Origin of the sequence: Chitinophaga solisilvae, from assembly GCF_009928525.1 — a bacterium.
Taxonomy (GTDB): domain Bacteria; phylum Bacteroidota; class Bacteroidia; order Chitinophagales; family Chitinophagaceae; genus Chitinophaga; species Chitinophaga solisilvae.
The window spans coordinates 262,779-282,431 of the sequence record NZ_JAABOK010000006.1 but is presented as its reverse complement, the minus strand read 5'-3'; the positions used below and the strand labels follow the sequence as shown (position 1 = coordinate 282,431).

Sequence of the window (19,653 nt, the reverse complement as noted above, 5' to 3'; positions counted from 1 at the left end):
AACAGTATGTCTTACGCATTAATCACCGGTGCTGCCAAAGGCATTGGTAAAGCAATTGCGGCGGAGCTGGCACAAAGAAATTACCATCTGCTGCTGATAGATCTGGATGAAAAAACATTGCATGATACTGCCACACAGCTGGCGGCGGCTTATCACGTGAACGTACATACGCTGTATCAGGACCTTTCGCATCCGGAAGCCCTGCAGCGGGTTACAGGCTGGAGCCGGCCCTGGCACCAGGAACTGACGGTAGTGGTGAATAACGCCGGATATGGCCTCAATGGCGCATTTGAAGAGCTATCACTGGAAGAACAGTTCAACATCATTGACGTAAACATAAAAGCGCAGGTAGGGCTATCGTATGCCTACATACCGGTGCTGCGGCAGTTTCCGAAAGCGTACCTGCTCAATCTGGCCAGTACTACTGCTTATCAGACGGTGCCCTATCTGAATATCTATGCGGCCACTAAAGCGTTTGCCTTGTCATTTACCCGCGGGCTGCGGCATGAGCTGCGGCATTCGCCGGTATCGGTGAGTGCATTAAGTCCTGGCAGCACGGATACTGATTTCGTGAACCGCGCCCGCATGGGTGACAGCACACGGAAGATAGCAGACCGTTTCAACATGACCGCTGAAAGCGTGGCCAGAATTGCCGTTGACGGACTGTTCAAAGGAAAGGCGGAAATTATTCCGGGATTCACCAATAAGCTGAATGCATGGCTGCCAAAATTCTTCCCCAAAACCTTTGTGGAAAAAATAGCAGCCAATATCTACGTACCCAAAGAAAAAGCGGCGGTAGTTACACTTACGACAGGATAATGTGTGGCGCTATGCCAATTGCCTGTCTTTCATCATTGTAATGAAAGGTAAGTTGCCCCATAGCACGGCCGTCTTTACCAGCCTGGCTTAAATACACTTCCTGGTGTAATTCATTACGATACACCATGGTAGAAGGTATCAGGGTATCCTGATGCCCACCGATAACAAAGTTGATATGCGAAGAAGCGGTGGCCATGGTTTTGTTGTCTGCCACATCACCTTTCTGTACAAAACCCAGGTGAGAGAGGCAGATAACAAAATCACAGCCCATAACTGTTTTTAAATGTCTGGCTGTCTGATTGGCTGTTTCAACAGCCGGCAGGCAGGTAACGCCTTTTACCTCTTTTAATTCCGGGCCTGCGCCGGTAATCCCCACTTTATAAGGTCCTGCATACACAATCACATAAGGGCGGACATGCTGCGTTAATGTTGCATTGGTAAACCGGTAATTGCAGTTTACCAGCGGAAACTTCATGTCTGGCAGCAGGGCAGCCAGTTGTTCCTGGCCGTTGCTCAGCTCCCGGTTGCCGATAGTAGCAGCATGATAGCCTGCCTGATTCATTGCCTGAATGGTAGCGCGTTGCTGTGCAACGCTATGGTTATCATCCAGGAAATCACCGGCATCCAGCAATAGCCCGGCGCCATTTTCATATAAGCGTGACCGTAATATGCCATGCAGATCATTGGTATGTCTGATAATCAGGGCATTACTGCTGCCGGAGATGATTTGTGCATTCTCTGCCAGGCCTGCGGCGGCGCGCAACGGCTTTTCTATCAGCAGCAAACCGGTTGCCAGTGAGGCATTACGAAGAAAGGAGCGACGATGTATATTCATTGGTAAGGGGGTAAAATCACGACAAAGATAGAAACAGTTTTCAAATTAAGCAGTGCAAAAATTGCATGTCACCTAAAGAAGATATATTTTTGTTCCGGTTTTTCATATATACGTCACTTTTATATCCCTTACCAACGATGGCTGATGAATTCTTTCTGGCAGAAATCTCCATGGTAGCTTTTCCTTATGCCCCAACAGGTCATGCCCTCTGCAACGGGCAATTATTGCCCATTAGTTCCAATCAGGCTTTATTCTCTTTACTGGGTACCACCTATGGAGGTGATGGTGTAGTTACTTTTGCCTTACCTGATTTCCGGGGCCGTTGCCCTGTTCACTTTGGCAGCGAGGTTACGCTGGGTCAGGCATCCGGCCTCCCCGTCAATAAATTGTCTGCCGACAACATCCCTGCACACTCGCATACGCTGAATGCTGCCGTAACATTACCTGTAGCACCCGCGGGCAACAGTGATGATCCTGCCGGCCATTACCTGGCGCCGGGAACAACTGCGTATTTCGGTACGGCCGCAGATGAACACATGGCAACTATCAGTGCAGCAGACCTGGGTATGCCGGCAACGACGGAGAACTACGTTTCCACCGGTGACCCCTACGGGCATTTAATGCCTTCTCTTGTAGTTAATTTCATTATCTCATTAAGGGGAATATTTCCCAGTCAAACGTAACCCCTATGGCAGCAGAATCTTTCGTAGCAGAAATAGTCATGTACGGTTTTAACTTTGCCCCCAAAGGCTATGCATTCTGTAATGGTCAGGTATTGCCTATTTCCCAGAATACAGCGCTGTTCTCCTTACTGGGCACCACGTACGGAGGCGATGGCAAAAGTACTTTTGCATTACCCAATTTACAGAACGCCACACCGCTGGGCGCCGGGCAGGGCCCGGGCCTGAGTGAATACTGGCAAGGCCAGGCAGGAGGTGCGGCTGAAATTACATTGTTGCAAACCGAAATTCCGGGTCACACACACGAAATTAAAAAATTGCCACTCGCTATACCGGCAGGAAATACAAACAATACCACCAACCCGATCAATGCATATCTGGGTACGGGAGCCGGACTGCAACAATATGCCGCAGAGGCGCCCACAGGCGAATCCGGTAAGCTCCGGTCTACCTTACAACTTACCCCGGCAGGAGCCAGCCAGGCTTTAAATAACAAGCAACCTATGCTGGGAATCAACATCTGCATCGCACTTCAGGGAATATTTCCAGAGCGACCGTAAAACACTAAAACAAAATTATGGCTACTCCATATATAGGACAGATAAAAATGTTCGCAGGCAATTTTCCGCCTAAAGACTGGGCATTCTGCCAGGGGCAACTGCTCCTCATCGCAGAGTATGAGTCACTATTCAATCTTATAGGCACTACCTATGGCGGCGACGGAGAAAATACCTTTGCCCTCCCCGACCTGCAGGGCAGAATACCAATAGGCTCAGGGACGCTTAAGTACCAACTGGGAACTACCACACTTACAGAAACCTATACGCTCGGACAAAAACTGGGAAGTGAAACTCATACGTTAACGCCCCAGCAGCTTCCGACCCATTCACACGGGATAACAGGAGGACTGGCAATAAAGGCACTGGGAGAAAACCCAGGCAACAGCACCTCTCCTGCTGCACATTATCCTGCTATTCATACCACCACACAGCTGTACAGCAAAACCAGGCACGCCTCTGCGAAACTGGCGCCGCTGACTGTTAACGCCGGCCCTACTGCCGGCAGTATGATGCAGGTAGATTACACCGGTGGTTATCAGCCTTACTCGCTGCTCAAACCTTATCTCACCATTAATTTTATTATTTCGCTTTTTGGCGTTTACCCTCAGCCAGTATGATGAAAGCAGGTCTACTTCTTCCCGGTTCTACCATGCTGCCGCTGATACGGCATGATTTCCTGCAGGGATTGCAGGCGGCATTACAATACGCCGGTATTGACAAGGAGGTAACGCTTGTTACTGCCAATATCAACTATGGCATTAACCAGGAACAGGTAAGGGCAGAAGCAGAAAAAATGTTTTTCCAGGAACAGGCAGATATACTCATTGTTTATGGCGATCAGCCGGAACTGTCTGCCATACAACAGTTGGCGCTGTCGTTAAACAAACTGGTAATCATCGTCAACAACGGTGCAAAGTATCAGGAAGATATAGCGCCTAACCCTGTTGTCCTTTATCATACGTTGCAGAATGTGGTGCAATGCAGACTTACCGGTATTCATGCCGCTGCACATGGCGCTGCAGGCGTATGCACCTCTTACTATGACGGCGGCTATTCTCATGTACATGCTATGTCCCAGGCATATGCAGATCATGGAGGAAAAGTAATGTTTAATTTTGTCAGCGACTATAAAGTGAAGGACTTTCATCTGCAGCAACTACAGGCATTTCTGCAGACAAACCCTGATACTCCTTCCCTGCTGACGTTGTTCAACGGTGATCTTGCCTGGCATTTTTTACACCGGCTGCAACAGTTACCGGAAGCGGCCGGAAAGAACATCTTCGCCAGCCCTATGCTGCTGGATGAAACCTTAGCACCTGTATACGGCGAACTCAATCCCCATTTTCGTATAGGCGGCTACGTACCCTGGACACGTACGCTGGATACGGAAGAAAACAAACAGTTCCTTCAACATTTCCGCAGCTTCGCGAAACGCGAAGGCAGCGTGCTGTCTATGCATGGCTGGGAAAACGGCCTGCTGCTGGCACACCTGTTTCATAACGCCCCCTCACATGAGTTCAATGGCAGAAAAATAGTGCAACTGCTTCGTGACATTGCCATTAACAGCCCCAGGGGCCCGATTTCCATGGATAATAATACCCATCATATTATTGCACCTGCCTGGTATGTACAGGCAGACCCTAACTTTCAGCTATCTGTTGTTACCTGTGTCAGTCAGACAGATGATGTGTGGAAATACATCGCAGAAGAAAAGCGTACCGGCATTTCTTCCGGATGGATCAACACCTATCTGTGTGCCTGACAAATACCTGATTTAACTCATTAAGATACCCTTGCCATGAAATTATTTTTACGCAGGATTGCCCCACTATTGCTATTAGCAGCCAGTACGCTATTGTCCGCTGGCCTGCATGCACAAACAGTTTTAAAACCCGGCGACCTCGCCATTACCGCCTTTAATCTTTTTGATGATAACGCAAACGGCACTACGCAGAATGACGCATTCTCGTTTGTAACGCTGGTAGACCTCCAGCCTAACACCAGCGTATTCTTCACAGACATCGGCCTTAAATCCGGCGGCGCCACTTTCCAGATTTCCAATGATCCCAATTACGGCACACAGTCTGATGGCATCATAGAATGGAAAAGCGGCGCTACCCTGATAAAAGCAGGCACGCAGATTGTCGTATTCTGTAAATATGCCCCCAGTGCCAGCAAAGGCACGGTTAGCCTTACACAGCCAACGTACAATACCATCTCTGCCCCGCAGAAACAATATATCAGTATAGGGCTGGCCGGCGATCAGCTGATTGCCTATACCAAAATCAGTAACCAGGTGAAAATCATTGCGGGTGTTGCTGTTAACAGAACCGACTGGGACGCTTCACTCGACGATGAGCTGACAGCATCCTCCAGTGTAAAACCGGCTACCAGCGCCACCGATGTCGCTTTCCCGGTTATTACCGCCATCAACGGAAAATATGATAACAGCGTAATTGCCGGTACACCACATAGTCTCCGCGCCTATTTACAGGACCCTGCCAGATGGCGGCAGGACCAGACGCAGATCAGCCCCGCTCCTGCCGGATTTCAGCTTCCCGGCGCCACACCTGCCAATCTGGTTGTAGTAAATCCCGATGCCAATCATATTGTATATGTAGATAATAAAGCCGGCATGAACGGCGACGGCAGCAGCTGGACCAGCGCCTATCCCGACCTCCGCAACGCACTCGTGGCAGCAGCAGCTTCCAACGGCGATATAAAACAGATATGGGTAGCAAAAGGTACACATAAACCTACTGCTACCGGCGACAGAACGCTGTCATTCCCACTGGCCGCCAACGTAGAAGTATTCGGCGGCTTTGACGGAGAAAATGATCCTGCTTTAAGAAAGCTGGATATCAACCAGACCATACTTTCCGGTGATATCGACGATAATGATAATACAGCAGCTGCTGACCTGACAGGCATTACCGGTAATAACAGCTATCACGTAGTAACGGCTATAGGCGTGAATAACAGAACTGTGCTGGATGGTTTCGTTATCACCTGCGGTCTGGCAGATGGCGGTACCACGCTTTCCCGCGTAGGAGCCGGCCTGATAACAAACGGCAACAATACCAGCTTCTCCCTCAAACTCAGAAATATACACTTCCGGTATAACAAAACATTCTTAACGGATGGCGGAGCATGTTACACTTCCGGCAACGGAGGCGTAACCATCCTTAACAGTGCATTTTACAACAACAGCAGCTCCTTCGTCAAGTATTCAGATAACAATGATACGTTGATCAATGTTACCAGTACCGGTAACCGCTCAACATCCATAAACTATAACAACAATTCGGTAACCGGTGGAATTATTATCTATAATAGTCTCATTACAGAGTCGATCTATAAGGGAGGCGCCAATTCTCCATCTGCCATGCTGAGGTACAGCATTGTAAACAACCGGTACTTTAACGGCAGCGGCGTCAGCGATGGAACGGTAATTACCTCTGCCTTCCCCAACGCAGCCACCTTCAATTACGCACCGGATATCAATATTCCGAAGTCTGTTTTCAATGCCGGCGACCCGCAAACCAACAACCCCGGCGCTGTACAGGCAGGCGCCAGGGATATTACCGGTCAGCTGCGTATCAGCAACACCATCATAGATCTCGGTGCGTATGAATATCAGGCGCAGCCTCAAACTATTACACTCGGCAGCAATCCGTTCACCATCACTTACGGAGATACTGATAAAGACCCGCAGGTAACGGCTTCCAGCCCTCTGCAATATGCGCAGGTAACCAAACTGGCGGATACTACCGGCGGTAAATTCACCGGTATTAAAGCGGGTACTACCAATGTAACGGTAACGGCCATACGCTCCAATAAATTCCTGCCGCTTACAGCCTCCCTTATGCTCAATGTGGTCAAACATCCGCTGACGGTAACCGTAAAACCGGAAACGATTCACTATGGGGAAGCATTCCCTTCCTGGATACCGGAATATGCGGGCTTTGTATTCTCTGACACGAAAGATGTGGTAAGAGGTACTCCCGTATTCAACCCTGATCCTGCCGGTTCTCCCGGTCAGTACAATATCACGATGACGCAAGGCTCGCTGGATGCAGATAATTATTCTTTCAATCTGCAACCCGGCAACTACAATATCATCAAACAATTACAGACCGTTAAATTCGTTAATCCGGATACCACCGTTACCTATGGAGCAGCGCCTTTCCCGCTGAAAGGCTTCACTACCTCCGGGCTACCGGTAACGTATACACTGGATGCACAATACGCAGCACTGGCTGCTGTTTCAGGAAACACGCTTACCATTAAGGGAGCCGGCGACATCGTACTGAAAGCCAGTCAGCCCGGAGATGTGAACTATGAAGCAGCACCGGAAGTATCTTACACCGTACATATCAGCAAAGCGGTATTGAACATTACTGCCGATGATAAAACCCAGACATACGGCGATCCTGTGCCACCGGCACTGACCTGGTCTGCCACCGGATTTAAATACACAGATAATGCCGCCGGCTCTCTTACCGGAGAACCTGTATTGTCAATTGTAAATCAGGATACACAGGCAGGCAACTATACCATTGCTATCACTGCCGGTACCCTGGCAGCTGATAACTATACCTTTAATTTCCAGCAGGGCACTTTAACTATCAATAAAAGGACACAGGCGATCAACAGCCCTGCGGCATTTAACAAAACATACGGAGATGCTCCCTTTGATCCGGGATATAACAGCACCAGCGGCTTACCGGTGAAATATACCATTACTTCCGGCCCTGCTGCTGTCAACCCTGATGGCAACATCGTTATCACAGGTGCAGGTAACATCACGTTTACGGTGAGCCAGGCAGGAGATGGCAACACCTTACCTGCTACTACCGTTACAGGCAGTTTCACTGCAGCAAAAGCAATACTGCGGATTATTGCAGAAGATAAAAGCATGAATCCGGGCAATGCATTCCCGGCATTTACCTATCGTCTCGACGGATTTGTTGGAAGTGATGGTCCGGGTGATATTTCCAGTCTCAATGTCACCTACAGTCACAATGCCCCCAACAACAATACACCGGGGTCATATATCATCAGCATAACAAATGCAACTTATACTTCCGGCAAATATCTGCTGAACTATGAGGCAGGAACACTCATTATCAACAAAAAAACACAGTATATCAATGTGCCGCTTGGTGGAACAGTTCGCTATGGCACTGACATAGGATTCTCTGCCAGCAACAATTCCGGGCTACCGCTTACTTATACGGTTACAGGCGATGGCGCCATGAATGCTGACAACACAGCCATCATCACCGGTAATGTAGGTAATATCACAGTAACCGTAAATCAGGCAGGAAACAGTGAATACCTTCCGGCACAGACACAGGTCACTTTCACCGTGGCGCCGGCGCCGTTAACCATTGTGCCTGTCAATGTCATCAGACCTTACAATACCGATAATCCTACATTCAGCTTCCAGGTACTGGGGCTGAAACGCAATGACCAGCCTGATGTATTAAAAACTCCACCTGTATTCACCACAGTGGCAGTTAAAACTTCAGCGCCTGGTTATTATCCGATTGTATACCAGAATGGCTCCACATCGGCTGACAACTATACTGTCAGCGGTTCCCAGGGAACACTGCAGGTTGTAAAAGCTACCCATCAGATCACCGGAGCTGCTGGTATTCAAGCAAAATACGGGGATGCTCCTTATACCCTGAATGCCGTTTCTTCCGAAGGATTCCCGGTAACCTATACCATCAAATCCGGCGCAGGTAACGGTAATATTACAGGTAACACTTTCACCATCACACATGCCGGCACAGTAGTTATCACCGCCAGCGCCGCAGGTGATGCCAATTATGCAGATGCTGCACCAGTTGATTTTACCGTACAGATTGACAAAGCAATACTGGAAGTAAAGGCAGACGATAAATCCAAACAGTTTAATACTGCTAATCCGGCACTCACCTGGAGCTACAGCGGATTTGTATATACTGACAATGCAGTTGTTCTCACAGGCATACCGGCCATCAGCACTACCGCTGACCTTAATTCGCCGGTAGGCACTTATCCGATTGCACTCACACAGGGCTCCCTGGCAGCGGCCGATTATACCTTCAGCTTCAAACCTGGTATACTCACCGTTGGCAAAGGCAATCAGACTATCAGCTTCCCCGCCATCAGTAACCATGTATACGGCGATGCACCATTCACCATCAGCGCTACCGCCACTTCCGGACTCACGCCGGTACTGAGTGTTACTTCAGGTAATGCCACCATCAGCAACAATGTGGTGACCATCACCGGAACAGGGAACGTTACCATCACCGCGGCGCAAGCCGGCGATAACAGCTACAATGCTGCTCCGGATGTATCGCACACATTCACCGTTACACCGGCTGCGTTAACCATCACAGCGAAAGATGACAGCCGCACCTATACCGGCAACGCCTATACGGGCGGTAACGGTGTTACCTACACTGGTCTGGTATACGGCGAACAGCCTGCCGTGCTTAACGGGCCGATCAGCTATACCGGTAACGCACAGGGAGCTGTAAATGCCGGCTCCTACGATATTATCCCCGCAGGACTCAGCAGCGCCAACTATGCCATCACCTTTGTAAAAGGTACACTGGTAATCGGCAAAGCCACCCAGCAGATCACACAGGCGGTGGATGTCACCAAACAATATGGTGATGCACCATTTACCTTAACAGCCGCTTCTTCCAAAGGATTCCCGGTTGTATACACTATCAAATCAGGTGCAGCAAATGCCGGCATCAGCGGCAGTACCTTCACCATCAGGCATGCCGGCGATGTAACCGTAACGGCCAGCGCTGCAGGCGATGCCAACCATGAAGCAGCTACACCGGTTGACTTCCTCGTACATATCAGCAAAGCGCCGCTTGAAGTAAAGGCAGACGATAAATCCAAACAGTTCAATACTGCTAATCCGGCACTCACCTGGAGCTACAGCGGATTTGTTTACAGCGATGACGCTACCGTCATTACCGGCGCAGCAGCCATCAGCACTACCGCTGACCTTAACTCGCCTGTAGGCACTTATCCGATTGCACTCACACAGGGCTCCCTGGCAGCAGCCGATTATACCTTCAGCTTCAAACCAGGTATACTCACCGTTGGCAAAGGCAATCAGACCATCAGCTTCCCCGCCATCAGTAACCATGTATACGGCGATGCACCATTCACCATCAGCGCTACCGCCACTTCCGGACTCACGCCGGTACTAAGCGTTACTTCCGGCAATGCCACCATCAGCAATAATGTGGTGACCATCACCGGAACAGGGAACGTTACCATCACCGCGGCGCAATCCGGCGATAACAGCTACAATGCTGCTCCGGATGTATCGCAAACATTCACCGTTACACCGGCTGCGTTAACCATCACAGCGAAAGATGACAACCGTACCTATACCGGCAACGCCTATACGGGCGGTAACGGTGTTACCTACACCGGTCTGGTATACGGCGAACAGCCTGCCGTGCTTAACGGGCCGCTCAGCTATACCGGCAACGCACAGGGGGCTGTAAATGCAGGTTCCTACGATATTATCCCCGCAGGACTCAGCAGCGCCAACTATGCCATCACCTTTGTAAAAGGTACACTGGTAATCGGCAAAGCCACCCAGCAGATCACACAGGCGGTGGATGTCACCAAACAATATGGTGATGCACCATTTACCTTAACAGCCGCTTCTTCCAAAGGATTCCCGGTTGTATACACTATCAAATCAGGTGCAGCAAATGCCGGCATCAGCGGCAGCACCTTCACCATCAAACATGCCGGCGATGTAACCGTAACGGCCAGCGCTGCAGGCGATGCCAACAACGAAGCAGCTTCACCCGTTGACTTCATCGTACATATCAGCAAAGCGCCGCTTGAAGTAAAGGCAGACGATAAATCCAAACAGTTTAATACTGCTAATCCGGCACTCACCTGGAGCTACAGCGGATTTGTTTACAGCGATGACGCTACCGCCATTACCGGCGCAGCGGTCATCAGCACTACCGCTGACCTTAACTCGCCGGTAGGCACTTATCCGATTGCACTCACACAGGGCTCCCTGGCAGCGGCCGATTATACCTTCAGCTTCAAACCTGGTATACTCACCGTTGGTAAAGGCAATCAGACTATCAGCTTCCCCGCTATCAGTAACCATGTATACGGCGGTGCGCCATTCACCATCAGCGCTACCGCCACTTCCGGACTCACGCCGGTACTGAGTGTTACTTCAGGTAATGCCACCATCAGCAATAATGTGGTGACCATCACCGGAACAGGGAACGTTACCATCATCGCGGCGCAAGCCGGCGACAACAGCTACAATGCTGCTCCGGATGTATCGCACACATTCACCGTTGCGCCGGCTGCGTTAACCATCACAGCGAAAGATGACAACCGCACCTATACCGGCAACGCCTATACGGGCGGTAACGGTGTTAGCTACACTGGTCTGGTATACGGCGAACAGCCTGCCGTACTTAACGGGCCGCTCAGTTATACCGGTAACGCACAGGGGGCTGTAAATGCCGGCTCCTACGATATTATGCCCGCAGGACTCAGCAGCGCCAACTATGCCATCACCTTTGTAAAAGGTATACTGGTAATCGGCAAAGCCACCCAGCAGATCACACAGGCGGTGGATGTCTCCAAACAATATGGTGATGCACCATTTACCTTAACAGCCGCTTCTTCCAAAGGATTCCCGGTTGTATACACTATCAAATCGGGTGCAGCAAATGCCGGCATCAGCGGCAGCACCTTCACCATCACACATGCCGGCGATGTAACCGTAACGGCCAGTGCTGCAGGCGATGCCAACAACGAAGCAGCTTCACCCGTTGACTTCATCGTACATATCAGCAAAGCTACCCTGACGGTAAAAGCTGATGATAAATCCAGGTTGGTCAATACGGCTAATCCGTTGCTCACCTGGGCGTATAGCGGATTTGTATATACTGACAATGCAGCTGTTCTCACAGGCACACCGGCAATAAGCACTACTGCCGATATAAATTCTCCGGTAGGCACATACCCTGTCACCGTAGCACAAGGAAGTCTGGCAGCAGCTGATTACACCTTCCATTTCCAGCCCGGCACACTTACCGTTGGAAAAGGCAATCAGACTATCAGCTTCCCGGCTATCAGCAATCATGTGTACGGCGATGCGCCATTCACCATCAGTGCTACCGCTACTTCCGGACTTACTCCGGTATTAACGGTTACATCCGGCAAGGCAACTGTCAGCAACAATGTGGTAACCATCACCGGAACCGGCAGCATAACCATTACTGCTGACCAGCCCGGCAATAGCAGCTATAATGCAGCTCCGGCAGTGACGCAGACATTCACGGTTACACCGGCTGCCCTGACAGTAAAAGCAAAAGACGACAGCCAGGGCTATACCGGCAACGCCTATACGGGCGGAAATGGTGTTACCTACACCGGCCTGGTGTATGGTGAACAGGCGGCGGTACTCTCCGGAACGCTTGCCTACGGCGGCAGTTCACAGGGAGCTGTAAATGCCGGCAGCTACATCATTATGCCATCCGGCCTCAGCAGCGCCAACTATACCATCACTTACCAGCAGGGAACCTTAGTGATAGGAAAAGCAACACAGCAGATTACTTACACGGCTGTGAGCAATAAAAACCAGGGAGACCCTGATTTCACGATCAGTGCCAGCGCCAGCAGCGGACTGCCGGTAGCTATTGCCAGCAACAACTCCGCTGTTATCAGCCTCACCGGCGCTACCGCCAAAGTAGGCATAGCAGGTATTGCTACCATCACTATCACCCAGCCGGGTAACAGTAACTACAACGCTGCACCTCCGGTTACTTTCGATATTCATGTATCCAACTGGCCGGCGCCGGTCATCACACCGGAAAGCAGTGTTACCTTCTGCGAAGGCGGTAAGGTAACCCTCACCTCCACCCCTGCCAACGCCTACCAGTGGTACCGCAACGGCGTTGCTGTTAACGGCGCCCGCAGCCGCCAGTACGATGCAAAAGAAAGCGGCAGCTACTCCGTTACCGTAACATTTGAAAACGGCTACCAGCTGAGCACAAGCAGTATAGCCGTTACCGTTACTCCGGTTCCTTCCGGCAGCGTGCGCGCCAACGGCAATACCACCATCAGTAAAGGCGATGCCCTGACATTGATTGCCTCCGGCGGCGCCTCCTACAAATGGCAGCCGGCGAATGGCCTGAGCAGCACCAACACAGCGGTAACCATCTGCCGCCCCGCTGAAACCACTACCTACGAAGTAGTCATCAGCAACGGCAACGGATGCAGTGTCACCAGATCCATAGTCATCATTGTTAAGGAAGACTATAAGCTGGAAGCTGTCAACGTACTCACACCTAACGGCGATGGTATCAACGACCGCTGGATTGTGAAAAACATCGACATGTATCCGCAGAATGAAGTGAAAATATTTGACCGCGCAGGCCGCCTCCTGTTCAGACAGAAGAGCTACAGCAACACCTGGGATGGCACCGTCAACGGACAGCCACTCGCAGAAGGCACCTACTACTTTGCCATCGACATGGGTACCGGCGCTCCATTATTCAAAGGCTTTATCACCATCATCAGATAGCAACCATTTTATTATTTGGTTATTTGATTATTTAAGATTTAAGATTTGTATAAAAAAAAGATGCCTTCCGGAACAATCGGAAGGCATCTTTTTTGGGGATAAATCTCAAATAACCAAATAATAACATGGCTCACATTGGTACTTCGGGATGGAGTTATAAACATTGGAAGGAAATCTTCTATCCGCCGGATCTGAAGCCGGCAGAGTGGCTGCATTACTACAGCCGGTTCTTTCACGTAACGGAAATCAACACCAGTTTTTATCATCTTCCCAAATCTGCTACTGTGGCAGGATGGGTAGAAAAAGTTCCACAACGTTTTAAGTTCTGTCCTAAAATCAGCCGCTACCTTACTCATATAAAACGATTGCTGGATCCGGAAGAGCCTGTGCAGAAATTCTTTGATATTTTCGATCCTGTAAAAAAACATCTGGGACCGGTACTTATACAACTCCCGCCATCACTGGCTTTTGACCCGGAACGGGTGACTCCTTTTTTCTCATTGCTACACAGCCGCTACCGGGGCTACCGGTTTGCACTGGAAGCCAGGCATGACAGCTGGCTGGAAACGTCAGCCACACAACTGCTGCAGCAATATCATATTGCCTGGGTAATAGCTGTGGCCGGCAAACGCTGGCCTTCTGCAGAATTCGTTACGGCTAAACATATCTATCTGCGGTTTCATGGTCCCAATGGTCATTACGATACTGCCTACACGAAAAAAACGATGGAAGAATATGCGGAAAAGATTCAGGCGTGGGAGCGGGAGCAACATAACATCTGGGCTTTCTTCAACAATGATGGTCACGGCTATGCCTTAAAAAACGGGCAGACGCTGCAATCGCTGCTGTCTGCCCGCTGATATTTTTATGCATACAATACCTGCTCATCGGTATAATATGTTTTTCTGCCGGCGGTATCATGCAGAACAGGTGCGCCACCCGGACTTTCCTTCAATCTGGAACTATGCACCAGCATATAATCCCTCACTTCTCCATTGATAATATCCGGATGATTTTTTTTAATCATCTTCTCTGCCCGTTGTAATACTTCCCTGATAGCAGTATGCAGTTTTTTCACCTGCACTGCCGGAATTTTGTTGCAGACAGAAAACGGAGAGATACGCGCTTCCCACAGAATATCATCTGCATAGGCATTACCGATACCCAGCACATTTTTCTGGTCGAGCAGATATTTTTTGATAGTTATCTTCTTCTTTGCCAGCGCTTCGCTCAGGTACTTTTCTGTGAAAGACTTAGACATCGCGTCCGGCGCTTCTTTCTCCGGAGGATCCAGCGTGATGTTGGCCTGCCCCTGGTAATCGGTGAGTGCCAGCCCGGTACCGCCGGTAAACAACAGCGTGCATACCGGGTACTTGTCTGTGTATTCGTCCTTAAACAGGTACAGTTTACCATGCAGCATCAGGTGCATCCCCAGTACGTGCCCGTTGTTAAACACAAAATGCAGCTCTTTTCCGATTCTTACTATATCTTCCAGCGCCTGTCCTTCCAGCGCCTCTTTCAGCTCCTTTTCGGACTGGTGCAGCTTCTTTTTATTGATGACAGTAAGCGTCTTCAGTTTTTTATGCAACAGGGCCTTTTCCAGATTGGAACGGAATACCTGCAGGTCGGGTAATTCAGGCATGGCTTTTTTCTTTAAAAATAATCAATGATCTGCAAAACGCCATTGCGTCTTGAAATCGGGCGTAAGGCGCTGTCCGGTGATGATGGCGCGGAACAGCTCTATGGGAATAGCGTTCTCTTTCAGGAAGGCATCGTGCAATTGCAGCTCCGTCATCTTACCACTGTCAACTACTTCATGATGCAATGCCCGCAGCTGCAGCCCGCCCATCATATACGCAATCTGGTAAAGCGGGCCATAGTCGCCCTCAAAGGACCGGCGTACTTCTGAAGACGCGCTGAAACGTTCATGTCCTACACGGTCTACCAGGAAGTCAATACATTGCTGTGGCGTCCATCTGCCCAGGTGATAATTCAGCGAGAAGATGATCCGCGCACAGCGGTGCATGCGCCAGAAAAGCGCGCCTACCTTCTGTTCGGGTGTACTGTGAAAATTCTTATTCCACAGCAGCATCTCCCAATATAACGCCCACCCCTCTACGGAGAATGGCGTGCTGAACATGCGGCGGTACGGCCGGTTGCGTTTATTCATAAAGCCCTGCAGGTTGTGGCCGGGAATCAGTTCATGAAAAACGGTGGCATGTGCAAATGCATAATTGTTGCTGCGCATACTCATCGCTTTGGTAGCTTCATCCATATCTTCCGTGGGATAGGCCACCAGTATGGATTCTCCGCCCAGGAAAAAAGGTGCGAAACGCTGCTGTTCCTTGCTGAGCATGGACATGCGCCAGGTTTCCTTCGCCAGCGCAGGGATGGTCACCAGGTTGCTGTCTTCCACAAATCTGATGGCTTCATCTGCCAGGCGGTGAATCAGCTCGGGTTGTTCTCCGGGCGCTACATGGTTCTCCTTCACTTTCTCCAGCGCCTTTTTCCAGTCTTTCTTAAAACCGAGTGCAGCAGAGGCTTTCAGCATTTCGGCATCACACCAGGCAAACTCTTTGTTGGCCATATCCACCAGTTCTTCGGGCGTATAGGGAATCATTTCATATTGCAGCTGCGCTATCAGCGCTTCTCTGCCTATCGGCGTTCCTTTGATACCGGAAGCATCCAGGGATTTGTCGTGCTTGTCTGCCAGCTCTTCCTGCAGGAAGGCTGCATATTTTCCCAGCAGGGAATCGGTCACGGCATACGGAGCTTTTACCTGCCGTGTAAATTCCGGATCATAGCCGTAATAAAATGTATAGACGTGGTTCAGGCCATTGCGCAGACTACCGGTAATTTCTGCGGCTCTGCGCGCCTGCGCGGCGCTGAAGGGATTACTGGCAGTGAGCGCCTGGCGGGCGGAGAGGATCTCTTCCTGCACCTGGCGGAGGGTGGCCGCTACTTTTGCTGCGTCCGGCTTATCGCCGCGGCGGCGGCGCTGCTGCAGGGTCATGATCTCCTCTGCAAAGGGAATAGCCGGCTGCAGCTGGCCGTACATCTTTTCATCTTCGTTCAGGCGTTGCTGTTCCTGCGTTACCTTACGCTGCAGCAGCAGATAATCTATCTGCTCAGACACGGGCAGGGAGCTGAAATCCAGCTTACGCAGCTGTTGCAGCGTACCGTTGTAGTAAGCGCGCATCCTGTTGAAGTACTCCGGACTCTGACGGAAAATATATACGCGGTGCAGGTCATCCACATCTGCATTCACCTGCTGAATCAGCTCCTTTACCGGCTCGCCCGCACGCGCACTTAGCCCGCAGCTGATAATCATGATAGCAAAAATTACTATTCGTTGTTTTTTCATATATAAAAGCGCTTTTTCCTGCACTTAAAGATAATCACCCGCTATTCTTTCACTATGCTGATATTGTCCGTTATTTCATTAATCTTGTTCTATATAACTATTTTTCTGTTATGTCAACACTATGTTAAAATGACTTTACAAGCAATCTGAAACAATCCTTTTTCATACTATTTCCGCGCGATATGCGTTAATTTCGTCTGATGTGCTATTGATAATTTATTGCTAACCTATTAAAAATATTAACGGCGTGAACATGAAATTGAAATGGAAGAAACTGATTAAACCGTTTATATTCGTTGTAACAACCAGCTTGTCTGCATTCCTGATTACCACTATTACCACTACTGAAAAAAATACTGTTTCCGCCAGGCAGCTGATGCCGGCAGATTCTACGCTCATGACCGTACCGGTAAGCCTGTACGAACAGCTGGGGCTAGACAGTGCGGGCTTGTCCAGGGATGCCTTCGACAACGCCATGCGTGGCTATGAGCAACTGGAAGAAAAAGGACGTATTAAAAATCCGGATATTATTTCTATCATCGATTACTCTTTGCCTTCCAGCAGGAAAAGATTATTTGTGATCGACCTCAAAAATAAACTGCTGCTGTTTAATACACTGGTATCGCATGGCAGGAATTCCGGCACACTTAACGCCAATACTTTCTCCAATGCGATGAACAGTTACAAAAGCAGCCTGGGATTTTTCATCACCGGAGATACCTACATTGGTGAACACGGCTATTCTCTCCGCCTTCAGGGCGAAGAAGCGGGTATCAATGACAATGCGCTCAGCAGAGGTATTGTGATGCACAGCGCCGCCTATGTAAATGATAATCTGATAAAAAGTCAGGGATATATCGGCCGCAGTCTTGGATGCCCGGCCATCCCGGAGAAGCTCCACCGCAAGGTAATTGAACGTATCCGCAACGGTACCTGCCTGTTTTCCTACAGTCCGGATAAATATTATTCCCTGCACACCAAAATGCTGAAGGACAGCATCGATATCTAAAGGAACATTTTCGTACGCATTCTTTCATCGTGGCCATATACATCAGTCACCTGATGCAGCCCGTCTGCGTCATCCGCCCAGGAGGTGAAATAGGTGATAATGACCGGCACCGGCGGCCGTATGGGAATATATTGCTGCTTACGGCTGTTCATGGCAGAATCAATTTTTTCGTTTGTCCACCGGGGTGAGTCTTCCAGCAGGAACTGCGCCATCTTCAGTGGCTCCCGCAGTCGGATACAGCCGTGGCTGTAGGCGCGTATATCGCGGTTAAAAAGACTCTTCTCCGGCGTATCATGAAAGTAGATGTTAAAGCTGTTGGGGAAGAGAAATTTTACACGGCCCAGCGCATTCCGGGGGCCTGGTCGCTGCCTGATCCTGGGTACGCCGTTCACCACCTTGGTAATTTCCATGTTACGCCTGGCCAGGTAGCTACTGTTGCGTCGCATGGCCGGCAATATTTCCTTGCGGACAATACTACGTGGAATATTCCAGTACGGACTGAACACCACCATATTCAGTTTACCGGAGAACATAGTGGTACTGTGGCCTTCTTTTCCTACCACAATATCCATGTCAAATACTTTCTTCCCTTTATTGGTGACATGCAGTACAAAGGCCGGTATATTCACCAGTATGAGCTTCCCTTCCGGCTCTGCCGGCATCCATTTCATACGCTGCATGTTGATGAGCAGCTGCTGCTGCCGCTGTGCGGCAGGTATGTTCATCGCTCTGATAACCGTATCGTTGATGACGCCATTTTGCGTATATCCGTGCGCGTTACGAAAGGTATTCACTGCTGCTTCCAGTTCTTCCGTAAACACTGTTGTGGAATCCATCTGTTTTAATTCTCCCGTTATCGCCAGTCTTTTCTTCAGTGGTATTATTTCGGGAGATGACTGACCTTTGCTGTATGCTTTACGCGAGATGGCCACCGGTTCCCAGCCGCCGTTCTTTACTATATCGCGGTACTTTTTCAGCCAGGGCTTCATTGCAGCGGCAGCAGGATACAGCTTATCATCCACGCCCATCATGGTTTCCGTCAGCTGTTCCGTAGTCTGTTTGCTGACAGGCACCATTTGTTCCATCACGGCAACGCTGCCACCTTTCTCCCTGAAATATTGTATCAGGCGGATGGTCAGCATCAGCTCCGTATTCACCATGGCAGGATCTCTGGCACTGACATGCAGACTGTCTTCCTCCATCAGCGCATTCATACGGGTATCCAGTTCCCTGTTATGCACACTGTCTTTCAGATAGCTGTACAGGCTGCGGAAAGCGGCGGCTTCTTCTGTCAGCCCCGTACTGTCCAGCCATGCAAACTCATAATTACGTGCATTGTAAAAACTGATTAACCTGTTGGCGACGGTATCATCCAGGTGTTGTGCGGTGATAAAGCGGGTCACTGCATTGCTGTCGAGAAACAGGTCATTATAGCTGCCGGAGCTGGTAATGGAGATATTGCGGGGGGTAATGCTATCCGTGTACATCCGGGTAGCTTCTGCCGGTGCTGCTGGGGAATGGCAGCCGGCAACCACTGCTGTTATGAGGCTAAAAATCAGGATAAGTTTCATCATATTGGTCACACATCAAATCGGGTACCAACTGAACAACCTTCAGCCGTCAGTTGAATAAATAACAACAACTGACGGCTAAAGGTTAAAAGACCTGTCATTTAGTTATTTGGTTATTTGAGATTTGGTTATTTAAAATGCAGCGGAGATTTTCGCGTATATCATATCCGCAACGATCTCCGCTGCATTTTAAATAACCAAATCTCAAATAACTA

Annotated in this window: 12 protein-coding genes; 8 read left to right on the top strand and 4 right to left on the bottom strand. The window is 49.7% G+C overall.

From position 1 onward, the window contains the following. The first annotated feature begins 6 nt into the window (after window positions 1–6). Entirely contained in the window at window positions 7–819 is an 813-nt protein-coding gene (locus tag GWG06_RS14515; protein WP_127043153.1) for an SDR family NAD(P)-dependent oxidoreductase, read from the top strand. Here GWG06_RS14515 and GWG06_RS14510 read toward each other — a convergent pair. Further along, window positions 806–1,654: a metallophosphoesterase gene (locus GWG06_RS14510; RefSeq protein ID WP_160714009.1), complete on the bottom strand. Its 849-nt coding sequence runs from the start codon at window positions 1,652–1,654 to the stop codon at window positions 806–808. The two genes, GWG06_RS14515 and GWG06_RS14510, sit on opposite strands and share 14 nt — an antisense overlap. Before the next feature lie 137 nt (window positions 1,655–1,791). On the opposite strand from GWG06_RS14510, the gene GWG06_RS14505 reads away from it, so the two are divergent. From GWG06_RS14505 to GWG06_RS14480, 6 genes are all read left to right on the top strand, one after another. Beyond that, a complete protein-coding gene (locus tag GWG06_RS14505) occupies window positions 1,792–2,337 on the top strand; it encodes a phage tail protein (protein WP_160714007.1) in 546 nt (181 codons plus the stop codon). A gap of 5 nt (window positions 2,338–2,342) precedes the next feature. Next, window positions 2,343–2,894, top strand: a complete 552-nt coding sequence (locus tag GWG06_RS14500; RefSeq protein WP_160714005.1) for a phage tail protein — start codon at window positions 2,343–2,345, stop codon at window positions 2,892–2,894. Between the two features lie 17 nt (window positions 2,895–2,911). After that, complete coding sequence (locus GWG06_RS14495; RefSeq protein WP_160714003.1) at window positions 2,912–3,511, top strand: phage tail protein; 600 nt, start codon at window positions 2,912–2,914, stop codon at window positions 3,509–3,511. Continuing rightward, window positions 3,508–4,656, top strand: coding sequence for an ABC transporter substrate-binding protein (locus GWG06_RS14490; RefSeq protein ID WP_160714001.1), 1,149 nt, complete (start codon window positions 3,508–3,510; stop codon window positions 4,654–4,656). Before GWG06_RS14495 ends, GWG06_RS14490 begins: the two co-directional genes overlap by 4 nt. Before the next feature lie 36 nt (window positions 4,657–4,692). Further along, on the top strand, window positions 4,693–13,494 hold the full coding sequence (locus tag GWG06_RS14485) for an MBG domain-containing protein (RefSeq protein ID WP_160713999.1): 8,802 nt from the start codon (window positions 4,693–4,695) through the stop codon (window positions 13,492–13,494). A gap of 125 nt (window positions 13,495–13,619) precedes the next feature. Then, complete coding sequence (locus tag GWG06_RS14480; protein ID WP_160713997.1) at window positions 13,620–14,354, top strand: DUF72 domain-containing protein; 735 nt, start codon at window positions 13,620–13,622, stop codon at window positions 14,352–14,354. 5 nt (window positions 14,355–14,359) lie between these two features. Here GWG06_RS14480 and GWG06_RS14475 read toward each other — a convergent pair whose 3' ends face one another. Both GWG06_RS14475 and GWG06_RS14470 read right to left on the bottom strand, forming a co-directional pair. Next, entirely contained in the window at window positions 14,360–15,136 is a 777-nt protein-coding gene (locus tag GWG06_RS14475) for a DNA-formamidopyrimidine glycosylase family protein (protein ID WP_160713995.1), read from the bottom strand. Between the two features lie 21 nt (window positions 15,137–15,157). Beyond that, window positions 15,158–16,858: a DUF885 family protein gene (locus tag GWG06_RS14470; RefSeq protein ID WP_160713993.1), complete on the bottom strand. Its 1,701-nt coding sequence runs from the start codon at window positions 16,856–16,858 to the stop codon at window positions 15,158–15,160. Between the two features lie 253 nt (window positions 16,859–17,111). On the opposite strand from GWG06_RS14470, the gene GWG06_RS14465 reads away from it, so the two are divergent. Then, window positions 17,112–17,867 (top strand): murein L,D-transpeptidase catalytic domain family protein, encoded by a 756-nt coding sequence (locus GWG06_RS14465; protein ID WP_160713991.1) that lies wholly within the window; start codon window positions 17,112–17,114, stop codon window positions 17,865–17,867. On the opposite strand, the gene GWG06_RS14460 is transcribed toward GWG06_RS14465, so the two are convergent. Further along, entirely contained in the window at window positions 17,864–19,441 is a 1,578-nt protein-coding gene (locus GWG06_RS14460) for a L,D-transpeptidase family protein (protein ID WP_160713989.1), read from the bottom strand. The genes GWG06_RS14465 and GWG06_RS14460 overlap by 4 nt on opposite strands. Between the last annotated feature and the right edge of the window lie 212 nt (window positions 19,442–19,653).